Origin of the sequence: Nitrosomonas europaea (genome assembly GCF_900167395.1) — a bacterium.
In the GTDB taxonomy this organism is placed as follows: domain Bacteria; phylum Pseudomonadota; class Gammaproteobacteria; order Burkholderiales; family Nitrosomonadaceae; genus Nitrosomonas; species Nitrosomonas europaea.
The window spans coordinates 43,558-60,620 of the sequence record NZ_FUWK01000011.1 but is presented as its reverse complement, the minus strand read 5'-3'; the positions used below and the strand labels follow the sequence as shown (position 1 = coordinate 60,620).

Here is a 17,063-nt window from a genome sequence, read left to right as displayed (position 1 = left end):
AGGACTCACACCTTACGAATACATCATCAAATGCTGGCAAAACGAACCTGAACGTTTTATCATCAATCCATACCATCACAAAGTGGGACTAAACAACTAGGGAGCCTCGATTGAGTCCTCCATGAACCGCATTGCAGGCAAAATCGTGATGATCGCAAGAAGCGCGACGAAGGTCGTAGCTATTCTACTATTCTACGATGCCGAGGAGCGCGACACAGTGAGCGCATGATTTTGCTGCAACCCTTTGGGGCACTGGTTTTGCAGACGGACTGCAGCGTTGAGCTCGTTGTGAAGGGGCTAACCATTCACTGCCTCACTTGCCTTGCATTCCATCCGCAAAACACAGTGTGCGGCCATGTGGGACTCAATCAGAGGCTCCCTAACTTTTTCCAGTGTGGAAATCCAATTCATTTACCCAGTCTTCCCGAAAGAAAAAGAAGCCCGGATAACCCCAACCGTTATCGCGAGGCTCTTCGAGCCGTGATGATCCAGGCTCTGGGGTTGGTGGAGGAACTGGAAGGTCTGTTCTTGCTGAAACGCCAATCCATCGCTCAGATGGAACAGACCGAAGCTGTCAGCCAGCGTAAGCCGTGCTCCGCGCAGGAAAGCGCCATGAAGCAGCTGACCGTGCACTATTGCGGCTGGAGGGTGGCCGACGAAACTGACCCCGGTCGTCTTTGCGCAACCGGTACGGATGGGTGGATTGATTCCTTCGCCGGCTGCTGGAAAAAAACTAAGGAAATGAGAGTATTTGATCTGGATTCCGGCGTTCTGCCGGAATCAGGTGGTGACTGTTTGCCTTGCGGGTTGTCTGGCAGTTATTTCGCCATTTGCCTTTCCCGGATTTCATCCAGCGTTTTGCAGTCGATGCAGAGTGATGCGGTTGGTCTTGCTTCCAGCCGTTTCAGGCCAATTTCGATACCGCATTTCTCGCAATAGCCATATTCCCCTGAGTCGATTTTGGTGAAAATCTCGTCAATTTTCTTGATCAGTTTACGCTCGCGGTCGCGACTGCGCAGTTCCAGTGCCATATCGGATTCTTGCGTAGCCCGATCAGCCGGGTCAGCGAAAATGGTGGATTCTTCCTGCATGACATGGACGGCGCGATCGATTTCCATGCTGAGTTCGGCCCGCTGGTATTCCAGTATTTTCCGGAAATGTGCCAATTGCTCCGGGCTCATGTATTCCTCGCCTGCTTTGGGCTCATAAGGGGGAATGGTGCGTGATTCCAGTTGTTTACCCATTCGTTGCATACTCCTTCTGGTTGTTCACCTTGTAAGTTGAGGAAAAATAAACTTGTCATCAATACCAGAAAGCATCATGGATGGCAAGTAAACGGCTGAAGAATGAGTGAAAACCTTATCAGATATATTGGTAATGCTGTGATTCGTAGATATGTTTTGTAAGTGTATTTGTATTCGATGGATCGAGCTGTATAAACTGCAGTAGCATTCATGCAGTTACAGCCTGACAATCCCTGTGGATACGATTTCACTCAGTTCTGAAAAAGGTGCTATGAAGAATTCTGCTGCTATAGCGTGGAAGTTTCTGTCTGTTCCGGCGCAACCCGGAAAAATGAAATCCGGGCGTGGCTGGCGTCAGCTTGCGTATACAGATTGGGGAAATCCGAAAAATGAACATGTGGTGGTGTGTGCCCATGGCCTGACACGCAATTGCAGGGATTTCGATTTTCTTGCGGCAGCGCTGGAACAGGATTTCAGAGTGATTTGTGTCGATATGGCAGGGCGGGGGCGCAGCGACTGGCTGAAAGAGGCTGAGGATTATAATTCGGCGGCAACTTATGTGTCGGATATGGAGCATGTGCTCGAACATGTTTACCGGCAGAATGACAGCGACAGCTTCCGGATTTACTGGGTAGGGGTATCGATGGGTGGATTGATCGGCATGCTGCTCGCTGCCCGCCAGCGTCCCGCGGTATCTTACCGATTCAGAACGCTGGTGATGAGTGATATCGGCCCGCATGTCTCTTCCGGGATATTGAGTCTGTTTGCGACCACGATTGGTAAGGATCCCCGTTTCCGGAGTCTGAGTGAGCTGGAATCCCACATGCGCGCTACTGCCTTGCCTTATAGTCCGTTGACAGATACACAATGGCATCATTTGGCACTGTACAGTGCGCGCGAATATGAGGATGGCACGATTGGCTACCGTTACGATCCGGCGATTTCATCCGGTTTCAGGCCGGATCGTATCAAGGATATCGATTTGTGGGCCTACTGGAACAGGCTCGATCTTCCGGTGCTGGTGCTGCGGGGAGAGAAATCAGGCGTATTGACGCCTGAAACAGCGGGTGAAATGCAATTACATCGGTCCAATGTGCAGATTACCGAGCTGGCGGGTATCGGGCATGCGCCCATGCTGATGGATGCGGATCAGATCAATCTGGTCAGGGATTATCTGCTGAAAATCAGAAACCGGACAGAATGAGGATTGTCCGGTTAGTGTCCTGATCTCTGCAGATAGAAACGGTTTTCTCAGTGTTTGATTCGAACCCGGTAACTGAGGATAGTTTTCTGGTTGGTGGGAACTTTGACCAGCCACTCGACCAGATTGGCAGAAGATTTTGTGTGTGGCTGGGATTCTGAAATCATCATCCAGTCACCCGGGATGGGCTCCTGTACGCGAATCGTGACAGCTTCCTGACGAGCATTATGGATTTCGATCTGGTGAGCCGTTTCGGTAAAACGGCGAGAAGGGGTATCCAGTTGCTGAAAGTCGGTTTGAGTCCGCATGGCCGTAATATCGGTAGCCTTGCCCAGTTTTACGCGAACCTCTTCGTTTTTTGCAGTATGGTCGATGTGATCTTCACCTAAAAACTGGAGATTATCGCGAGAGTCATTCTGGTAGACGCGTATGGTTCCCCTGGGTAACGGCACACCCAATCCTTCTCCTTCGTTCTTGAACTGGATCAGTACTACTGGCTTCAGCTTGTCATCGAGATTGGAATATCTGCTGAAATAATAGGCATTCGTGCCGCGCAACAGAAACTCCTGACTGACCGGAATATCCGTTACCGACATCAGTGTGATCTGCTTGCTTTGATTCTCTGCCAGTGTAGTGGGAACGGGCAGGGAGTAAAGATGATATTCGGATAATGATTCCTCTCTGACTGCCTGATATTCAGCCGCATCAGCCACCATGGCCATCATTTTTCTTGCCTGGGGTGGCTCGGGAGTAACCTGATTGACCTCTCCGGAAACCAGCTGCAAATGAGCATCAGGGTAGGCAATACCACTATGATTGGCCAGCGTGACCAGTCCGCTGAGATCGAGCCGGCCATCGTTGGCATCGAGCCGGGCGACGTAATCAGCCTGCCAGGAAAGCCCGGAAGTCAGGTAGGATAATTCGAGTTCATGTTTTCCTGGAGTGGCACCATCCAGTACCAGTGAAAGAGTGGGGTGATCGTGCAGGCTGCCGGGAACATCGGGGAAGGCGATTCGTCCCGGCGTACCGGTTTCGATCCGATCCTTGAATTTCAGCACGACACCCCCGCTGATAGAAAGTACGATGGCAGCTTCCACGGTTTCTGCACCGGTGGCAGGATTGACGTAAATGACATTGACACTGCGCCCCAGATATTTTTCCAGCAGTTTTTCCGGGGTGAGCAGGTCAAAATCGAAATTCTGTTCCACCATCCGGATCGAGGAAGTTTTTTCCGGTGTGCGCAACAGTGCTGTTTCCGGGCGTATTTGGGCAGAAACGTCACACCAGGCCAGTTTGTTTATTCCTTTTTCCAGTGGAACGTGACGCAGATCCCTGACTAGGGCCAGATTTTCGTTGTAAATGGTGATGCTGACCTGTTGCTGATCCTGAAGCTGGGTGGTCTTTTCTTCTATGTGCATGGCAAACCCTTTGACACTGGCAGTTGCCAGTATCAGGGGCAATAAGGTCTTACACAAGGTTCTCAGCACGCTTGTTCCCCTCTGATTTTTTGTATTGTTATTAGCCTGATTCTGAAAGACTGCAGATCGGCATATTGCGTACCCTGCTGCCGTTCTGATCATTTGAGGCATGTTGCTTATTTTATCTCAAGTTGAAATGAGTAGACCGATTATTCTATTTCAGCAGTTTCTGATTTATCCGGTAATACTTCAGTGTCATTGGATTCGATCGAGTTGCCGGAGACATCTGACTGAACCGGATCGTTCAGCATGCCGGATTCCGGTTGATTGGCTGAATCGTCGGATTCATCGAGCGCATCGGATGTTTCCGCTGCCATGCGTTCTTCCGTAGCTGCCAGCAGGGTTTCACCGTCATCAGAGGAATGAGTATCGCCTTGTTCTTTATCATGCATGACGGTATCAGACGGGATTTCCTCATCAAAACAATCCTGAATCATTTTGGTTGTTTCAATTTCCTCCCGAATTTTCCGGGATGCCTGTGCAATTGCAGCTTCGTCGGTTCGGATACGGGCCAGTGCTGCTTCTACAGCCATCGCTTCGACGGCTTCCCGGGCAATGGCACGTTCAACGGCCAGTGCATCCTGCTCTATACGTTCCTGTATTGCCTTCAGCGCTGAAGATTCGAGCTTGATTTTATGCAACACGGTTGCCGCAGCGGTTTCAGCAGCCTTGAGTCTTTCTTCCGTTTTTGCCATGGCGATAACCTGGTTCTGGGCAATGCGGGTCGAAAGTTCGGTCAGTTTCTGTTCCATTTCTATACGTGCAGCAGCAGCGGATTTGGCTTGCTGTACGGCCTCGGCCTGTTTTCTCTTGTTTTCGATCAGGCGTGCTTCAGTTTCTGCCAGTTCATTGGCTTCTTTCTCGACCTGCCTGTCCAGAGCAATGCGTTTTTCAGCCAGTTCTGCCGCGTGTGTTTCTGCTGTAATTTTATCTTCTGCTGTTTTTCTGGCGACCGCTTCCGCGGCTGCGCGGGCACGTGCTCGCCGGATGGCGGTTTCCTGGGCCTGTATACGTTCCTTGATCGTATCGGTAACTGCCTGATCGGTTTGTGCCTTTTCGTTGAAAATGGCTGTTTCCTGTTCTTTTGCCTGCATGCGGGCTTCAGCCGCAGCGCATGCCTCGTTTTCCGCAAGAGTGTGTGCGCGTGTTTTCTCCAGCAGTAGCGTATCTGCCCGGGAACGTTCCAGAGCAGCGTTGGCTGCTTCTTGTTCAGCCAGGGCAACTTGTTCTGCCATGGCGCGGGCTTTCCGTTCTGCTTCGATTCGGGTGCGCTGGGCGGTGGCGGCTTCCAGTTCGGCTGCAGCACGTGCTTCCGCCTCCGATTTTGCGGTCAGATCGAGATCGCGACGGGATTGGGCAGCTTCGATCGCTTTCTTCTCAGCATCGAGCCGGGATTGTTCCGCTTCTCGCGCACTGATTTCACCCTGTAATTTTTGCTGGGCTTTTGATGTCAGATCAGCCTCGGCTTCGGTGCGCAGCCGGATTTCTTCGATCGCCTGACGCTCAGCCTCGGCTTTGGCATTGGCCAGTGCAATATTTTTCTCATCCTCTTCGATTCTTGCACGGGCGAGTGCAGTTGCTTCTGCTTCGGCTGCAGAAGCTGCAAGCGCTATTTTCAGCGCTTCTTCGTGGGTTCTTCGTCTGGCGATGGCCGCCTCGATGGCTCTTTGCTCTGCCAGTTCTCTTTCCCGGGATTTTTCCAAGGCAAGCGCTTCTTCCTGTAAACGTCGCCGTGCTTTTTCGGTGGTGGCGGCTTCTGCCTGCACTTTGGCACGCAGTGCGGTAACCGTTTCTTTTTCTGCTTTCAGGCCATCCTCGACAGTCTGACGCAGTCTCGCTTCCAGCTCCTGGCGTGCATGGGCTTCATGCGCAGCCAGTGCTTCTGCCCGGGCGCGTGCCCTGGCTTCTTCCGTTGCAGCGGTCTCGGCCTTGATGCGTGCTTCGGCTGCCAGTCTGGCACTGGCCTCCACTCGGGCGCGCGCTTCTGCCGTGACACGTGCCCGAGCTTCGGTCTCAATCCGGCTTTTGGCTTCCCGGATCGCGAGATTCTCGGCTTCCAGCCGTGAGGCATTGCTGTCATCGGCAGGGGCATCATACTCTTCCTGTGCCGGAGTATCGTTCGTGGTCAGCAGGGTGTCGTCGGATGCGGTTTTACCGGTATAAAGGGGGACTACATTGGATTCAGCTTCATTTTCTGACTGGGGGCTAATATTCAGAATCGACCTGAGATGAGATTTGAATAGCATGGTGGTTACCGTTTTCTCAAGAAAAATATGCGAGTGCCGCTTACCTTATCAATCACCGGAAGATTGCGATCGGCCAAAAAAAGGGTAAAAAATCCGGTTAATCCAAAGAATGCCAAAATGTTCGATGAGGTCGGATCGGGAATGGCCATTCCGACTCATTTTCAGGGTATTCCAGCCACGCTGGCTTTGCTGGAGAGTGAACGCATGACCGAGAAACTCTCCTGAAACAGTTGATTGAGCAGAGGGGTGAAATAGGGCAATGCCCATGACATGACCAGCAGACCGATTCCCAGCGTCAGTGGAAATCCGACGGCAAAAATGTTCAGTTGGGGAGCGGCGCGTGTCAGGATACCCAGCGCAAGATTGGTGATCAGCAGAGCTGTCAGGACAGGTAAGGACAGATGTAATCCCAGCATGAAAATTTTGATTCCCCAATTGACGAGTGCCGTGAATGAAGTGGTACTCATTCCCTCGGCCCCGATGGGCAGCGTGGTGAAACTGTGTGCAAGAATGGCGATGACCTGCAAATGCCCGTCGATGGCTAGAAACGTGAGAGTGGCCAGCAACCCGTAGAAGCGGCCAACCAGCTGGACCTGTCCGGATTGCTGGGGATCGAAGAAAGTGGCAAAACCAAGGCCCATCTGCAATCCTGTGATTTCACCTGCCATTTCGACTGCAGTAAAAACGATGCGCATGGAAAAACCCATGGCCAGTCCGATGATGATCTGCTGCATCAGAACGATGAGGCCAACACCGGAACCCGGATCGATCTGAGGCAGCGGGGGCAGCAGCGGTGCAATCAGAATAGCCAGCAGTACAGCCAGCCCCAGTTTCGTCTGAGTCGGAATCGAGCTGCTGCCCAGCAGTGGTGTGCTCGCCAGGAGTGCGAGGATTCTGGCCAGCGGCCAGATCAGGGTGGACAGCCAACTGTTCAGTTGTTCGGTCGTGATGCTGAACATGGGTCGATGGCCTGGGCTAGATACGATGTATCAGGCTGCAGAAAAGCGTGAAGGATGCAGCATAAAATGGAAATGTCAGCACGTTTCGCCCGTCAGCCACCGCTGATGATCCAGGGAATGCTGGTATAAAGCCGGGTGATGTAATCGAGCATGATCTGCAATATCCAGGGTCCGGCCAGCGTCAGCGTGATGAATATGGCCAGCAGTTTCGGAATGAACGACAACGTCATCTCATTGATCTGTGTGGCAGCCTGAAAAATACTGATGACCAGACCCGTTACCAGCGCCGCCAGTAATAAGGGGGCTGCGATCGTGAATGTGACCTCCAGTGCCTGCCGGCCGATAGTCATTGCCTGTTCCGGGTTCATGGGGCGATCTCCTCGTCAGACGTAGAAACTCTGGGTGAGCGAACCGATCAGCAGATTCCAGCCATCGACCAGCACGAACAGCATCAGCTTGAACGGCAGCGAAATGATCATGGGTGACAGCATCATCATCCCCATGGCCATCAGCGTGCTGGCAACGACCATATCGATGATCAGAAAGGGGATGAATACGACAAATCCGATCTGGAAGGCGGTTTTCAACTCACTGGTAATATAGGCAGGCACCAGGATTTTCATCGGTACCTGATCCGGGCTTTCGATTTCTCCGTTTTCGGCAATCCGGGCAAACAGGGCGATATCTGCTTCGCGCGTCTGGCGCAGCATGAAGGATTTGAGCGGATCTCCCGCCTTTTCCATCGCTTCGACGATGCTGATTTTATCTTCCGAGAACGGCAGGTACGCTTCCGTATAAACCTTGTCGATGACCGGCGACATGATGAAGAAAGACAGGAACAGTGCCAGGCCGAGCAGTACCTGATTGGGCGGGGAGGATTGTGTGCCCATCGCTTGGCGCAACAGTGACAGAACGATGATGATACGGGTGAAGCTGGACATCATCAGGATGACGGCTGGCAGAAACGTCAGCGAAGTCAGCAGCAGCAGAGTCTGCAGGCTGAGGGTATAGGTAGCGCCCCCTCCCGCTGCAGGGGTGCTGGTAACGGCAGGAAATCCTGTTTTCTGAGCCAGCACCGGGCCGGCAACGCCGATTCCCGCAACCAGCAACAGGATGCCGCAATTGATGGAGCGTTTGGGCAGACTGTGCCGGAAGCTGGTTTTGGGATGGGCTGGTAATTTATCGTTCATGACCTTGTTCCAGATGAGCCTGCAACTTTTCCGTAAAACGGCTGGCGTGAGGAGGTTCGGCGGTTTCACCGGCAGGCAGAGTGTTTTTGTCCATCTGATGCAGCAGGCTGACCTGGCCCGGTGCAACGCCCAGTACCAGCCAGGTATCGCCGATCTCGGCCAGCACGATCCTTTCTCTCTGGCCGACACTGGCAGAGGAAATGACTTTCAGCAGACCTGTCCGGTTGGCAGGATGAAAGCCGATTTTCTTGAACAGCCAGGCAATCAGTGCGATGAATGCCAGTACCATGAGCAACCCGGCTGACAGTTGCAGCATGCTCTCGGTGGAAATGATCGGAGGCGGCGGGGTAAAGCCCTGATTTCCTGCAGGTTCGGCAAGCAACTGCTGTGGCAGCCACAGCCACAGTGCTGCACCAGCGCGGATACGTATGGGTTGCATGGATTTGGCGATCGACCCGGTATCAATCAGCGGTTGAGTTTGCGTATGCGTTCACTGGGGGTGATGATGTCAGTCAGGCGGATACCGAACTTTTCATTGACGACCACCACTTCTCCCTGAGCAATCAGACAGCCATTGACCAGCACATCCATCGGCTCCCCGGCCATACCATTCAGCTCCACTACGGAACCTTGTGCCAGTTGCAGCAGATTTTTGATAGCGATCCGGGTGCGGCCCAGCTCGACAGTCAGTTGCACCGGAATGTCCAGAATCATGTCGATATCGTTGCGGGTATCGTTCAGCACGTCATTCCTGGAGAACTGCTCGAAAACGGGGGAGGGTTTCGTCAGGCTGTCGCCCGCCAGATGGGCTGATGAGGGGGGTGGCGATCCATTGTCATCATCGGTTGTCGGCTGAGCATCAGCAGCCTGCTGTTCCGCCATGGCGGCGGCCCAGTCATCCTGTTCGGTTTGCGGTTCGGTTACGGTGGATTCATTCATCTTCTGCTCCGGTATCAGTCGGTTTCGTTGGGAGATCGTACAGTTTTGACTTTGAGCGCATAGTGGCCGTTGAGGATGCCGTAATGACAATCCATGATCGGTACGTTGTTCGCTATTGCCACCACGGTATCGGGAATATCGAGCGCGATGACATCGCCTTCCTGCATGTTGAGAATCTGATGTAACGTCACCTGGGTCTGGCCCAGATTGGCGATGATTTCTATTTCCGCTCCCTGTACTTGCCTGGTCAGTGATTTGATCCAGTTTTTGTCAACTTCCGCACGATCTTCCTGCATGCTGTTGTTGAGCAGGTCGCGTATCGGCTCCAGCATGGTGTAGGGGATGCAGGTATAGAATTCCCCGCGATTGCCGCCCAGGTTGAGCTCGAAGGCGCTGGCGACGACAATGTCGGTCGGGGTGACGATATTGGCGAATTGCGGATTCATTTCCGCCCGGATATATTCAAATTTGACCGGATAGACAGACTGCCATGCCTTTTCGTAGTGTTCGAACAGAACATCCAGCAAGCGCCGGATGATGCCCTGTTCGGTCAGGGTGAACTCACGTCCCTCCACTCTGGTATGGAAACGGCCATCTCCACCGAACATGTTGTCCACAATCAGGAATATCAGGTTGGGATCGATGGTGAACAGCGCGGTACCGCGCAGCGGTTTCATGCTGACCAGGTTGATATTCGCCGGGACGACCAGTGAACGGGTGAATTCGCTGTATTTGATGGTTTTGATCGAACCGGCGGAAATATCCACCCCCCGGCGCAGAAAATTGTAGAGCCCGATCTGCAGTGAATTGGCGAATCGTGCATTGATGATTTCCAGGGCGGGCATGCGTCCGCGCACGATCCGCTCCTGGGTGGCCATGTTGTAGGGGCGAACACCGCCCGGATAGGAGACCTCGTTTTCTTTCTGGGCAGTTTGCTGATGCTTGCTGCCATTCTCAAAGTTCAGCAGCGCATCAACTTCATCCTGGGTAAGAAAATTCTCGGCCATGGCGCGCAGAGTTTACTGAATGATGAACGAGGTGAACAAAACATCCAGAATGTCATCCTCCAGCTCTTCAGAATCGATCTTTGATCTGACTGCCTGAATGATATCCTCGCTGAGTTTCTGTTTGCCCTCCAGCGTGTTGATCTCGGAGGGCTTCTTGCTGGACAGCAGCAGCAGGATCTGATTGCGGACTTCAGGTTTCTTGTCTTCGATGATCTTGACCGCGTCCGATTCGTTTACTTTGAGGGACAGTTCTACCTGCAGATAGTGTGGTTCCCTGTCATCTGATTGCAGATTGACAGTAAAGCTTTCGAGCTTGATGAAGGTCGTCGGTTTCTTTTTCTTCTTTTTCTCGACCGTGACTTCTGATCCCTCTTCCTGCTGTTGTTTCATGTAATACCAGGTACCGCCGATTCCTGCGCCGACGGACAGCACTCCGATCAGAACAAACAGAATCATCTTCTTTTTATTGCCCGTGCCGGCCGGTAGAGTCGCTTCGCTCATGATTTCTCCTGCGTGGATAGTGATACGGGCGAATTATGGGTAATACGCGGAAATTTCGATCATCTGAACAATCGCCTAATCTCCGGCTATTTCCACACGCTGCACGGAAAGGGGTTTCCTATGTCGCCAGGTTATCTGGTGCGAGTGAGTTGGAAGAAGTGGCTGTTCAGCAACGAGGGTGACAAAGATACTGGATCACTACACTTTTCTTGTGATCATCGCAATTCTGTCTGCAGTGCGGTTCATGGAGGGCTTAATCAGAGGTTCTTCAAGGATACGATTCCGCTCCACCAGTGGATCAGGTGATTCTCGATCGGGATACAGGCATCGGGGTGATGGGCGATGCAACGTGGTGTGAAATCGGTATGGGCGCGCAGCGTATTCAGCCGGGCTGTATACAGATAGCCGTTTACGGCGCCAGGCATTTCATTGCCGCGCTGCATCGCTTCGCGGACGGGGACTTTACCTTCGATCGGATCGGCATAGAGTTGCACCTGTACAGATTCGGGAGGGATGCCTCCCAGATAAACCGGTACTTCAAACAGCCAGCCTTGCTCATCTTGAGAAACGATCAGGTTTCCCCAGTGGATTTCGTGCCAGCTTCTTTTCAGTTGCTCGTCCCACTGGCGCAGTTCCCGCGCTGTCGAGCTGCCGGGGGCCGTTCTCTGCTGGAAGGCAGCAGCGGCAGGAAGATAGAGTTGCTCGACATATTCACGTACCATCCGGTTGCTGCTGAACTGCGGAGCGAGATGGGCCATGCTGGTGCGCATACGGGCTACCCAGGCTGCGGGAATACCACTGGCATCGCGATCGTAGAACATCGGTATGATTTCTTCTTCCAGCAGGCGATACAGTTGTTCCGCTTCCATGGCATCCCAGCCGGGTTCATGGTGTTCGCGGCCATCACCCAGCGCCCAGCCGGCATCCGGGGTGTAGGCTTCGGCCCACCAGCCGTCGAGTTCCGAGAGATTCAATCCGCCATTGGCCAGTACTTTCATGCCGCTGGTACCACTGGCCTCCCACGGCCGGCGCGGAGTGTTGATCCAGATATCCACTCCCTGTACCAGCTCCTGTGCCAGCGCGATATCGTAGTCTTCAAGAAACACGACATGGTTGCGTACATCCGGCCTGCTGGAAAACTGTGCCCATTCCTGGATGAAGCGCTTGCCTTCGTTATCGGCAGGGTGTGCTTTGCCGGCGACGACCAGTTGCACCGGCCGGTCTGTCCGGGTGAGCAGCCGGGCGAGGCGTTCACGATCGTGCAGCAGCAGGTTGGGGCGCTTGTAGGCGGTAAAGCGGCGGGCAAAACCGAGTGTCAGCACATTGGGGTCCAGTATCCGGTCAACCTGACTGATCGCTTCCGTGTCTGCACCTCTTTGTCCCTGCAATATCCGCATCCGTTGCCGTGCGTGGCGCACCAGATCGGCGCGTTCCTGACCGCACAGATTCCAGAGTGCCGCATCGTCGAGTTTGTGTATTTTAGTGGCGAGTGTTTCTTCCGAACCCAGCCAGCGACCTTTGCCACAGGAATCTGTCCAGATTTCGTCTGCCCAGGGAGAATCCCACGAAGGGACGTGCACACCATTGGTAACATGCGTGACGGGGACTTCACATTCCGGCCACTGTGGGTACAACTTCTGGAAAATACTTCGACTGACCTGACCGTGCAGCCGGCTGACGCCGTTCATCATGCCGCAGGTGCGTGCTGCCAGATAAGCCATATTGAAAGGTTCATCATCATCCTGCCCGTTGCTGCGCCCGAATGCCATCAGTTCATCGAGTGGCATACCCAGGTTTCTGGCGTAGGGCAGGCCGTATTTGATCATCAGCGCGCGCGGGAAAGTGTCGAAACCAGCCGCTACCGGAGTATGCGTGGTGAACAGGTTGCCCGGGCGGGTCGCCCAGAGTGCTTCGTGGAAATCCATCTGCCTTTTCTGCGCGAAACAGCGGGCACGTTCCAGCGTAACGAAAGCAGCATGACCTTCATTCAGGTGACAGACATCGATTTCCAGTGCCAGCGCTTCGATGAGTTGCCAGCCGCCGATTCCCAGCACGATTTCCTGTACCAGACGGATTTCTTCCCCTCCGCCGTACAGCTTGCCGGTAATACCACGATCGAGCGCACTGTTCAGCGGATTGTTACTGTCCAGTAAATACAGGCTGACCCGTCCCACGCGTGCTTCCCAGACGTGCAGTTGTACCGTTCGCCCGGGCAGCCTGATCGGGATGGACAGCCAGGTACCATTATGGGCTCGCAGAGGGTGCAAGGGCAGGCTGCTGGAATCGTTGTAGGGATAGATTTCCTGTTGCCACCCGCTGGTATCCAGCATCTGCCGGAAATAACCTTCCTGATACAGCAGGCCGACGGCGATTACCGGTACGGCCAGATCACTGGCTGCCTTGAGATAATCTCCCGCCAGCACACCTAGCCCGCCGGCATACAATGGCAAAGCCTTGCCCAGACCGTATTCCATGCTGAAATAGGCGATTCTGCGCAGACCGGCGTTGTCGTGTACCTCTCCAAACCAGCCCCCACAACTGCAATAACGATTGCGTGCTTCAACCAGACGATCGAGATGCTGTCTGAATTCCTGATCCTGGCTCAGCGTCTGCAATCGTTCATGCGATAGATTCTGCAGGACGACGAAAGGATTTTCGCTTTGTTCCCACAGCTGCGGATCCATGATTTTCCACATGGCATCTCCTCCGTGGCTCCAGGTCCAGCGCAAATCCATTGCCAGATCAGCAATCTGCTCGACCAGCGGCAGCAGATCAGCAGGCAAATCTCTCAGGTAAGACATGAGTAAACGAGGTATTTGCATACGTTTTGTCCTCCTTTTGCAGTGATGTCCGAATATCGAACATTAAGGTTATTTGTCGGGAAAAACGCGATGATCGGTTTCCCGTCAGGTTGTGCAGCCCGAAAGGGCGCATGGGCAGGTAGTGAGTTACTGAAACATTCGTTTTCCCATGGTATTACCGGCAGATTCACAGGTAAAGATATTCTTCGATTGCTGCCGGATGAAACCGATCCCATATTCGATTGGAATTCGGTCGGAGATTCATCTGTATGCAGCAGGGAATATCCTCTTCGGTGGTTACAAGGCTGTTTGTCCGACAGTTTTACAAGAAAATTTAATCAGCAAAATCAAATCACGATAAACTGCCACCCTTTCTTACAGGTTGGGTTGTTTTCGACCCGGCAAAAAAGTGATTTGCCGGAGCGAAGTAACTTCAACCCGGACAGGCAAATAAATCCCTATGCGACAATCTGAATTCACAATTTTGGCAGAGCAAGCTGACCTGAACGGTGCTGATGAAGACGTACCGTATTCCGACAGGCGGCAGCAGTTCAACGAATCAGGTATTCACGATATTGTATTCATTGCGATGTGCGATTTTGCGGGAGCACGCGCATGATCGACTGGTCTTTTACGTTGGCAGGTGCATTGACCGGTTTTGTCATTGGATTGACTGGTGTGGGTGGGGGTGCCTTGATGACTCCCATTCTGCTGCTGGTGTTCGGTGTTCAGCCTGTAACGGCGGTAGCGACCGATTTGTGGTTTGCCGCCATCACCAAAATAGCTGGTGCTCGAGTGCACCATACCAATGGCAATGTCGATTGGCAGGTGGTCAAACGGTTGTGGTCGGGCAGTCTTCCCATGGCTCTGCTGGTCGTGCTGCTGGTAAGCATGGGAACACACATTACAAAAGTGGACTGGCTGACCAAAGGGATCGGCATTGTCGTGCTGATTACGGCGATCGGCCTGCTGACCGCACCCCGAATGGTTGCTCTGGCCAGAAAGAAACGAACCGGGCAGCCGGAACGGTTCGAAACCATGCAATCGATACTGACAGTCATTGCCGGTGCAATCCTTGGTGTGTGCGTTGCGCTGACATCGGTGGGAGCGGGAGTGCTGGGAAGTGTAATGCTGCTGTATCTTTATCCGTTGCGTATGACTCCGCATCGCCTGATAGCCACGGATATCGTGCATGCTATTCCCCTGGCAGTTGTTGCTGGCCTGGGTTATCTGTTCGCGGGCAAGGTCGATTGGTGGATGCTGATCAGCCTGCTGCTGGGTTCGGTACCTACCGTCGTTGCGGGCAGTATGCTGGCCAGCAAAATTACCGGGCGATGGATTCAGATCGCTTTGGCATGCGTACTCGCTGCGGCAGGGCTGAAAGTTCTCATATAAAAGAGTCTTGACAAAATATATCCTGCAGGATGCGGGAACTGTCTGTGCAGATATTTTTCATATACTGAAGAGCAGTAAATAAACAGACAATTCTGTATACATCCCGGATATGACAAATTCATTGCTGTGCCAACATTGGCTACAGTAGAATGTTGTCGTCTGGATAACCTGGGGAGAGGCAATGCACTGGTATCTCGTTCATACCAAACCCAAGCAGGAGAAATGTGCTTTTCAGAATCTGCAACAGCAAGGGTATCGATGTTACCTGCCGATGTTGCCGGTAGAAAAGCTTCATCTGGGAAATCTGACGGTGGTCGATGAACCACTGTTTCCCCGTTACCTTTTTATTCAACTGGAGCAGGGCGATTCCGCCAAAAGCTGGGTGCCGATCCGTTCCACCAGAGGTGTCAACCGGCTGGTATGTTTCGGATCTGAACCTGCCAGGATCGATGATATTCTGATCGATCTTCTGCGTATGCAGGAAGCTTCTTTCCAGCATAAACCCGAACGACTGTTCAAACCCGGGGAAAGAGTGCGCCTGACAGAAGGCGCCTTCGCCGGTATCGAGGGGATCTACCAGATGGCAGAAGGTGAACGCCGTGTGATGGTACTCATCGAACTGCTGAGTAAACCGGTTGCCATGCGAGTTTCACCGACCAGTTTGCGTAAAACAAACTGAGAAACTCTAAAAATCTGCGTAACTGATTGGTAAGTTTGGCCAGCCTGTTTCATTCATTAGGCAGAATGTTTCCCAAAAACATGGCAATGTGGCAAAATTTCGCCCGTCTGCCGGCAGGTTGCGATTCATTTACTCGCTGCTGGTTTGTGCAGTCTGCTGCTTTACTTCGTTGAATCTCTCTCCTGTTATAAAACAGGCATGGCGGTAGCGTGCCTGAAATACTCAGATTTTTTCCCTAATGTGGTAACCCATTGTTGTCGTAAGAATTTCCATAAAAAGAATGGTGCGATTTGTATCTGAAGTTCGGCTGGATTTGAAAAGGAGTCATTGGAAGTGATATTGGTTACTGGCGGGGCCGGTTTTATCGGCAGCAATTTTGTTCTGGACTGGCTGGCGCAGTCTGAAGAAACAGTCATCAATCTGGATGCACTCACTTATGCCGGCAACCGGGCGAACCTGGCTTCGCTGGAAGGTGATTCACGCCATATTTTTGTGAAAGGCAGCATTACTGATTTCGATCTGGTTGCGCGTCTTTTACACGAACACCATCCCCGGGCTGTCATCAACTTTGCGGCCGAATCACATGTCGACCGAAGTATCCATGGTCCGGAGAATTTCATCCATACCAATATCGTTGGTACTTTTCGCCTGCTTGAGTGTGTACGTGCCTTTTGGAATGATCTGAGGGAGCCTGATCAACAGGATTTTCGCTTTCTGCATGTTTCCACTGACGAGGTATACGGCACCCTGAGCAAGGAAGCCTCTCCTTTTACCGAGGTCAGTCGTTATGAGCCCAACAGCCCGTATTCGGCCAGCAAGGCAGCGAGTGACCACCTGGTGCGCGCCTGGCACCACACTTACGGATTGCCGGTACTTACCACCAATTGCAGCAATAATTACGGACCCTATCATTTCCCGGAAAAACTCATCCCGCTGATGATTGTGAATGCTCTCGCAGGCAAGCCACTACCCGTGTATGGTGATGGCATGCAGATCCGTGACTGGCTCTATGTCAAAGATCATTGTGGTGCAATCCGACGTGTGCTCGAGGTTGGAAAACCGGGTGAAATTTATAATATTGGCGGCTGGAATGAGAAGCCGAATATCGAAATCGTTAATACAGTCTGCAAACTGCTCGATGAGCTGCGGCCCAAAGCAGATGGTACGAGCTACGCATCACAAATCACCTATGTCGCAGATCGCCCCGGCCACGATCGCCGCTATGCCATCGATGCGCACAAGATCGAACGCGAACTGGGCTGGAGACCTGCTGAAACCTTTGAAACCGGCATTCGCAAAACGGTGCAGTGGTATCTCGACAACCCGGAGTGGGTGGTACGGGTTCAGTCTGGTGCGTATCGTGAATGGATAACCAGGCAATATGGAGAGTAAGGGTCAGGAATAGAAAGGTAGAAAACGGGAA

16 protein-coding genes and 1 pseudogene are annotated in these 17,063 nt (G+C 52.8%); 6 read left to right on the top strand and 11 right to left on the bottom strand.

The window, feature by feature from the left end; translation table 11 throughout:
- Positions 1-100, top strand: a pseudogene (locus B5D58_RS13585) (IS481 family transposase); the annotation flags it as partial.
- Between the two features lie 718 nt (positions 101-818).
- On the opposite strand, the gene dksA reads toward B5D58_RS13585, so the two are convergent.
- Positions 819-1,244: an RNA polymerase-binding protein DksA gene (dksA, locus tag B5D58_RS05475; protein ID WP_011111087.1), complete on the bottom strand. Its 426-nt coding sequence runs from the start codon at positions 1,242-1,244 to the stop codon at positions 819-821.
- 271 nt (positions 1,245-1,515) lie between these two features.
- Here dksA and B5D58_RS05470 point away from each other — a divergent pair, with 271 nt between their 5' ends.
- The gene (locus tag B5D58_RS05470; protein WP_011111088.1) at positions 1,516-2,448 is read left to right on the top strand and encodes an alpha/beta fold hydrolase; all 933 of its coding nucleotides are present in this window, start codon (positions 1,516-1,518) and stop codon (positions 2,446-2,448) included.
- 47 nt (positions 2,449-2,495) lie between these two features.
- On the opposite strand, the gene B5D58_RS05465 is transcribed toward B5D58_RS05470, so the two are convergent.
- From B5D58_RS05465 to glgP, 10 genes are all read right to left on the bottom strand, one after another.
- On the bottom strand, positions 2,496-3,932 hold the full coding sequence (locus tag B5D58_RS05465; RefSeq protein WP_078737652.1) for a DUF4139 domain-containing protein: 1,437 nt from the start codon (positions 3,930-3,932) through the stop codon (positions 2,496-2,498).
- Between the two features lie 140 nt (positions 3,933-4,072).
- Positions 4,073-6,169: a coiled-coil domain-containing protein gene (locus B5D58_RS05460; protein WP_011111090.1), complete on the bottom strand. Its 2,097-nt coding sequence runs from the start codon at positions 6,167-6,169 to the stop codon at positions 4,073-4,075.
- A 161-nt stretch (positions 6,170-6,330) separates the two neighbouring features.
- Entirely contained in the window at positions 6,331-7,128 is a 798-nt protein-coding gene (gene fliR, locus B5D58_RS05455; RefSeq protein ID WP_011111091.1) for a flagellar biosynthetic protein FliR, read from the bottom strand.
- 92 nt (positions 7,129-7,220) lie between these two features.
- Positions 7,221-7,496, bottom strand: coding sequence for a flagellar biosynthesis protein FliQ (fliQ, locus tag B5D58_RS05450; RefSeq protein WP_011111092.1), 276 nt, complete (start codon positions 7,494-7,496; stop codon positions 7,221-7,223).
- A 15-nt stretch (positions 7,497-7,511) separates the two neighbouring features.
- Positions 7,512-8,318: a flagellar type III secretion system pore protein FliP gene (gene fliP / locus B5D58_RS05445; RefSeq protein WP_011111093.1), complete on the bottom strand. Its 807-nt coding sequence runs from the start codon at positions 8,316-8,318 to the stop codon at positions 7,512-7,514.
- On the bottom strand, positions 8,308-8,757 hold the full coding sequence (fliO, locus tag B5D58_RS05440; RefSeq protein WP_011111094.1) for a flagellar biosynthetic protein FliO: 450 nt from the start codon (positions 8,755-8,757) through the stop codon (positions 8,308-8,310). Before fliO ends, fliP begins: the two co-directional genes overlap by 11 nt.
- A 26-nt stretch (positions 8,758-8,783) precedes the next feature.
- Positions 8,784-9,257 carry a flagellar motor switch protein FliN gene (fliN, locus tag B5D58_RS05435; RefSeq protein WP_011111095.1) on the bottom strand — a complete coding sequence of 158 codons (474 nt, stop codon included), beginning with the start codon at positions 9,255-9,257 and terminating at the stop codon, positions 8,784-8,786.
- A 14-nt stretch (positions 9,258-9,271) separates the two neighbouring features.
- Positions 9,272-10,264 carry a flagellar motor switch protein FliM gene (gene fliM / locus B5D58_RS05430; RefSeq protein WP_011111096.1) on the bottom strand — a complete coding sequence of 331 codons (993 nt, stop codon included), beginning with the start codon at positions 10,262-10,264 and terminating at the stop codon, positions 9,272-9,274.
- A 12-nt stretch (positions 10,265-10,276) separates the two neighbouring features.
- Positions 10,277-10,765, bottom strand: a complete 489-nt coding sequence (gene fliL / locus B5D58_RS05425; RefSeq protein ID WP_011111097.1) for a flagellar basal body-associated protein FliL — start codon at positions 10,763-10,765, stop codon at positions 10,277-10,279.
- Between the two features lie 257 nt (positions 10,766-11,022).
- Positions 11,023-13,587, bottom strand: a complete 2,565-nt coding sequence (gene glgP, locus B5D58_RS05420; RefSeq protein ID WP_011111098.1) for an alpha-glucan family phosphorylase — start codon at positions 13,585-13,587, stop codon at positions 11,023-11,025.
- A 439-nt stretch (positions 13,588-14,026) separates the two neighbouring features.
- Between glgP and B5D58_RS13845 the strand changes: the two genes are divergently transcribed.
- The 4 genes from B5D58_RS13845 (at position 14,027) to rfbB (ending at position 17,032) form a co-directional block, all read left to right on the top strand.
- Positions 14,027-14,185 carry a hypothetical protein gene (locus B5D58_RS13845; protein WP_158297455.1) on the top strand — a complete coding sequence of 53 codons (159 nt, stop codon included), beginning with the start codon at positions 14,027-14,029 and terminating at the stop codon, positions 14,183-14,185.
- Positions 14,182-14,961: a sulfite exporter TauE/SafE family protein gene (locus B5D58_RS05410; protein WP_011111099.1), complete on the top strand. Its 780-nt coding sequence runs from the start codon at positions 14,182-14,184 to the stop codon at positions 14,959-14,961. The genes B5D58_RS13845 and B5D58_RS05410 overlap by 4 nt, the downstream gene beginning before the upstream one ends.
- Before the next feature lie 181 nt (positions 14,962-15,142).
- A complete protein-coding gene (gene rfaH, locus B5D58_RS05405; RefSeq protein WP_011111100.1) occupies positions 15,143-15,640 on the top strand; it encodes a transcription/translation regulatory transformer protein RfaH in 498 nt (165 codons plus the stop codon).
- 333 nt (positions 15,641-15,973) lie between these two features.
- On the top strand, positions 15,974-17,032 hold the full coding sequence (rfbB, locus tag B5D58_RS05400) for a dTDP-glucose 4,6-dehydratase (protein WP_011111101.1): 1,059 nt from the start codon (positions 15,974-15,976) through the stop codon (positions 17,030-17,032).
- The last annotated feature ends 31 nt before the right edge of the window (positions 17,033-17,063 follow it).

What these genes read in the sequence shown, in the direction of transcription:
- dksA (WP_011111087.1), bottom strand. Translation starts at nt 1,244, where the DNA reads ATGGGTAAACAACTGGAATCACGCACCATTCCCCCTTATGAGCCCAAA.
- B5D58_RS05470 (WP_011111088.1), top strand. Translation starts at nt 1,516, where the DNA reads ATGAAGAATTCTGCTGCTATAGCGTGGAAGTTTCTGTCTGTTCCGGCG.
- B5D58_RS05460 (WP_011111090.1), bottom strand. Translation starts at nt 6,169, where the DNA reads ATGCTATTCAAATCTCATCTCAGGTCGATTCTGAATATTAGCCCCCAG.
- fliR (WP_011111091.1), bottom strand. Translation starts at nt 7,128, where the DNA reads ATGTTCAGCATCACGACCGAACAACTGAACAGTTGGCTGTCCACCCTG.
- fliQ (WP_011111092.1), bottom strand. Translation starts at nt 7,496, where the DNA reads ATGAACCCGGAACAGGCAATGACTATCGGCCGGCAGGCACTGGAGGTC.
- fliP (WP_011111093.1), bottom strand. Translation starts at nt 8,318, where the DNA reads ATGAACGATAAATTACCAGCCCATCCCAAAACCAGCTTCCGGCACAGT.
- fliO (WP_011111094.1), bottom strand. Translation starts at nt 8,757, where the DNA reads ATGCAACCCATACGTATCCGCGCTGGTGCAGCACTGTGGCTGTGGCTG.
- fliN (WP_011111095.1), bottom strand. Translation starts at nt 9,257, where the DNA reads ATGAATGAATCCACCGTAACCGAACCGCAAACCGAACAGGATGACTGG.
- fliM (WP_011111096.1), bottom strand. Translation starts at nt 10,264, where the DNA reads ATGGCCGAGAATTTTCTTACCCAGGATGAAGTTGATGCGCTGCTGAAC.
- fliL (WP_011111097.1), bottom strand. Translation starts at nt 10,765, where the DNA reads ATGAGCGAAGCGACTCTACCGGCCGGCACGGGCAATAAAAAGAAGATG.
- glgP (WP_011111098.1), bottom strand. Translation starts at nt 13,587, where the DNA reads ATGCAAATACCTCGTTTACTCATGTCTTACCTGAGAGATTTGCCTGCT.
- B5D58_RS13845 (WP_158297455.1), top strand. Translation starts at nt 14,027, where the DNA reads ATGCGACAATCTGAATTCACAATTTTGGCAGAGCAAGCTGACCTGAAC.
- B5D58_RS05410 (WP_011111099.1), top strand. Translation starts at nt 14,182, where the DNA reads ATGATCGACTGGTCTTTTACGTTGGCAGGTGCATTGACCGGTTTTGTC.
- rfaH (WP_011111100.1), top strand. Translation starts at nt 15,143, where the DNA reads ATGCACTGGTATCTCGTTCATACCAAACCCAAGCAGGAGAAATGTGCT.